The sequence below is a fragment of the Deinococcus marmoris DSM 12784 genome (assembly GCF_000701405.1).
Classification (GTDB): domain Bacteria; phylum Deinococcota; class Deinococci; order Deinococcales; family Deinococcaceae; genus Deinococcus; species Deinococcus marmoris.
In genome coordinates this window covers 1-3446 of sequence record NZ_JNIV01000186.1, presented here as the reverse complement: position 1 = coordinate 3446, position 3446 = coordinate 1, and the positions used below count along the sequence as shown (strand labels likewise).

3 protein-coding genes are annotated in these 3446 nt (G+C 60.8%); 1 reads left to right on the top strand and 2 read right to left on the bottom strand.

Annotation, left to right across the window (positions count from 1 at the left end; all coding sequences use genetic code 11):
* Positions 1-95 precede the first annotated feature (95 nt).
* The gene (locus Q319_RS0122760) at positions 96-503 is read right to left on the bottom strand and encodes a hypothetical protein (RefSeq protein WP_051655702.1); all 408 of its coding nucleotides are present in this window, start codon (positions 501-503) and stop codon (positions 96-98) included.
* Positions 500-2032 (bottom strand): glycine--tRNA ligase, encoded by a 1533-nt coding sequence (locus tag Q319_RS0122755; protein ID WP_029484683.1) that lies wholly within the window; start codon positions 2030-2032, stop codon positions 500-502. The genes Q319_RS0122760 and Q319_RS0122755 overlap by 4 nt, the downstream gene beginning before the upstream one ends.
* 1244 nt (positions 2033-3276) lie before the next feature.
* Here Q319_RS0122755 and Q319_RS26640 point away from each other — a divergent pair.
* Positions 3277-3446, top strand: a 170-nt coding sequence (locus Q319_RS26640) for a 3-hydroxyacyl-CoA dehydrogenase NAD-binding domain-containing protein (RefSeq protein ID WP_245619447.1), incomplete at its 3' end; no start/stop codon positions are given.

The window sequence follows — 3446 nt, the reverse complement described above, 5'->3', positions numbered from 1 at the left end:
ACTCTATCTGATTCCACTCCGCAAGTCCCCCTGCTGAGTAGTTACCTTCGCCTTAACGTTTGACTTGTTGTAACGTTCTTTTTATTGGACTCGGTTCAATCGTCCTGATCCTGTGCCGAATCAGACAGAAACTGTGAGATGTACTTCAGGTACGACTGCCGCCCCCCGGCTTTCTGCCACGTTTTAATCGATGAGCGCAGCCGCCCCAGGATCTGCCGCATTTCCTCGGCGCTGACGGGCTTCGTGGGCAGGATATTGTCCGGGCGGCCCACCAGCAGTTCCGTGATGGGCAGCACGGCGTCATGCACCTCGGCGCGCAAACCGTCCAGCTTGCCGGGCTTGAAGGCAAAGGCGGTGGCCTCGGCCCGGTAGCGCCGCGCCAGTTCCTCGTAGGCGGCGTCCACCTGCACGTCGGTCAGTTCGGGGTGTTCGTCGTACACGCCCGACACGGCCAGTTCGATATTCAGCAGTTGATTCTCGTACTGATCGGTGAATGCGCTCACCGCAACTTCTCCCTGATCCAGCCGCTCAACTCGCTGATCTTCACGCGTTCCTGGCTCAATGTGTCGCGGTCCCGCACGGTCACGGTGTCCTTGAGGGCCGGGTCAGATTCCTTGCCCTCGCCGCCGCCCAGGCCCAGGGTGTCGAAGTCCACCGTCACGCAGTAGGGCGTGCCCACCTCATCGTGGCGGCGGTACGCCTTGCCGATGTTGCCGCTGTCCTCGTACAACACCCGGCCCAGGCCCAGGCCCTGCAACTCGGTCTTGATCGCTTTCGCCACCGTCGTGATTTCCTCGCGGTTGCGGGCCAGCGGAATCACCGCCACCTTGATCGGGGCCAGATGGGGCTTGAATTTGAGGACGATGCGCTCGCTGCCGTTCTCCAACGTCTCTTTGGTGAACGCCTCGCTCAGCACGGCCAGCAGCGCCCGGTCCACACCCGCCGACGGCTCGATCACGAACGGCACGACGGGCTTGTTGGTTTCTGGATGAGGAATGGTCAGCTTGGCGATGGAGTCGTTGTTCTCGCTGACCGTCGCCACCAGATTCAGCTCGGACTGCGACTTGGTGTGGGACCCCAGATCGTAGTCGCTGCGGTTGGCGATGCCCTCGATTTCTTCAAAGCCCAGGGTGGGGTAGTCGTACATCAGGTCGTAGGTGCGCTTGGAGTAGTGGGCCAGATCCTCGGGCGGCACGTCCAGCAGGGCGATCTTGCTGCGCGGCACGCCCTGCGCCTCCCACCAGCTCAGGCGCTTTTCCAGCCAGTGCGCGTGCCAGTCCTCGTCGGTGCCAGGGACGCAGAAGAATTCGATTTCCATCTGCTCCAGCTCGCGCACCCGGAAGATGAAGTTGCGCGGCGTGATCTCGTTGCGGAACGCCTTGCCGATCTGCGCGATACCGAAGGGCAGGCGGCGTGAGGTGCTGTCCACCACGTTCTTGAAGTTGGTAAAGATGCCCTGCGCGGTTTCCGGGCGCAGGTAGCCGTAGCTTTCCTCGTCCGCCACTGGGCCGATGGTGGTCTTGAACATCATGTTGAAGGGCTTCGGCTCGGTCCAGTCGCCCACTTCGCCGGAAAAGGCGTCGCGCACGCCTGCCGCCTTCAGCACTTCAGAGGCTCTGGCAGGCTGTTTGATGAGGGCGGCCACCACCGCTGGGAAGTTGCTCGCATCCTCGCCTATGCCAGCCGCAACCTTCTCGATCACATCGGCCTTCTGATCTTTCACCAGATGGTCCAGACGGTAGCGCTTGTTGTTCTTCTTGTTGTCCACCATCGGGTCAGAGAAGGTTGCCTCGTGGCCGCTGTGGCGCAAAACCATGCGGTGCATGATGATGCTGGAATCCAGCCCCTCCATGTCGTCGCGCTCGTAGACGTTGGCGCGCCACCACGCGGCCTTGATGTTGTTCTTCAGCTCCACGCCCAGGGGGCCGTAATCGTAGAACCCTTGCAGGCCGCCGTAGATCTCGGACCCCTGAAAAATAAAGCCCCGGCGTTTGCACAGGCTGACCAGTTCTTCCATTGAGCTTGCGGGCATCTTGCGTCCTCCTTTACGGGCTTTGTGTGTCTGGAGGCGCTCATCTGAAAAATAAAAAACGCCCCAGACGGCACTGATTCAGCCCGTCTGGGGACGCAAAAATAATTCCGCGCGGTTCCACCCCAGTTCCAGCGCACGGCGGTCTGCCGCATTCTGGCCCTCTTTGAAACTCCAACAGCTCCCCGCCGCCCTTCACACGCTGCCGCCCACCTGACTTCCACCGTCTCAGGCTCGCTTTTTGCGGGCACATGCGCGCTACTCCTGCGGATCAACGCTGCGGGTATTGTGGCGCGGCGCGGGGGAGGGGGTCAAGGGGGTGTCAGAGAACCTTGACGAATATGTGGCGTGAGCATCCCGTCCTCGTTGACCTGACGCTTCATGCAAGCTCCTGGCTTTAGATATCTGCGGCCTACGTGAGTTTCGGTTAACTGACATCTTGAGGCTGACGGCCTGAACCTGGTATGTCAAGTCGGCGGGGAAAGAGATCCTATGAGGGGGCTGGGATGGGGCCGCCCACGCGACTGGCCTGCAAGGTTCGGTACAACTCCCGGGCCAGGTGCGTCTCGAGTGCTCGGAGTGCCGCCCGTTTCGTTTTTCCCTCTTGCTCTTTCTTGGCCACGAATGTTTTAAGGTTCCAAAGTGCGAGATGCGCCCAGTCTCGAACGGCTGGTGACCGTGCTGGCTGTGGCGACCTTGCTGCTCGTATCCGAAGGCATCGAAGTGGTGCAGCGTGGGGACCGGGCGTGTCGTCGATCCCCACTGGCAGCGGGCGCTGAGTTACCTCAAGATCGGTCTCCGGGCGGTTCACGATGCGCTGAGCCATGGGCAGGCAATCTTCTCTCACCTGACATTCCAGGGCGGACCTGATCCTGAGCCATTGGGTCAGCGGAAAGGCTCCCATGCCCCTCCTCAAACCACTCTTGAAGTTGACTGGCAGCTCGTTTTCCCTTCACTCTCATAGAATCTGTCAGGTCGTCAGGGCGCTCAACACCTTCCTGGACGTATGGCTCGCATTCAAAACTTAAATTGCAAGATATCAGTCTGGCCTTATACTCTGGGTCAAGGCCCGCGCCACGGGTGGCTTCCGCCCCCAGATTCTGAGGGCAGACTCCGGGAGAGGCATTCCCCATCTGATCCGTTCCGTCATCCGACGACCGCTCCTGTGTCGATCCAATCGTTCTCACTGCCGCCGTTTCGTCGCACCCTCCCTGCTTTTCCCCCTGCCCTCTGAGGAGAACCTGAACATGCCACACACCCCCAATCTGCACACTCCACTAAAGGTCGCCGTCGTGGGCACGGGCTATGTCGGTCTGGGCACTGCCGCCCTGCTCGCCTATTTCGGTCATCAGGTGATGGGTCTGGACATCGATCAGGGCAAGGTGGACATGCTGGTGCGCGGCGAACTGCCGATCTA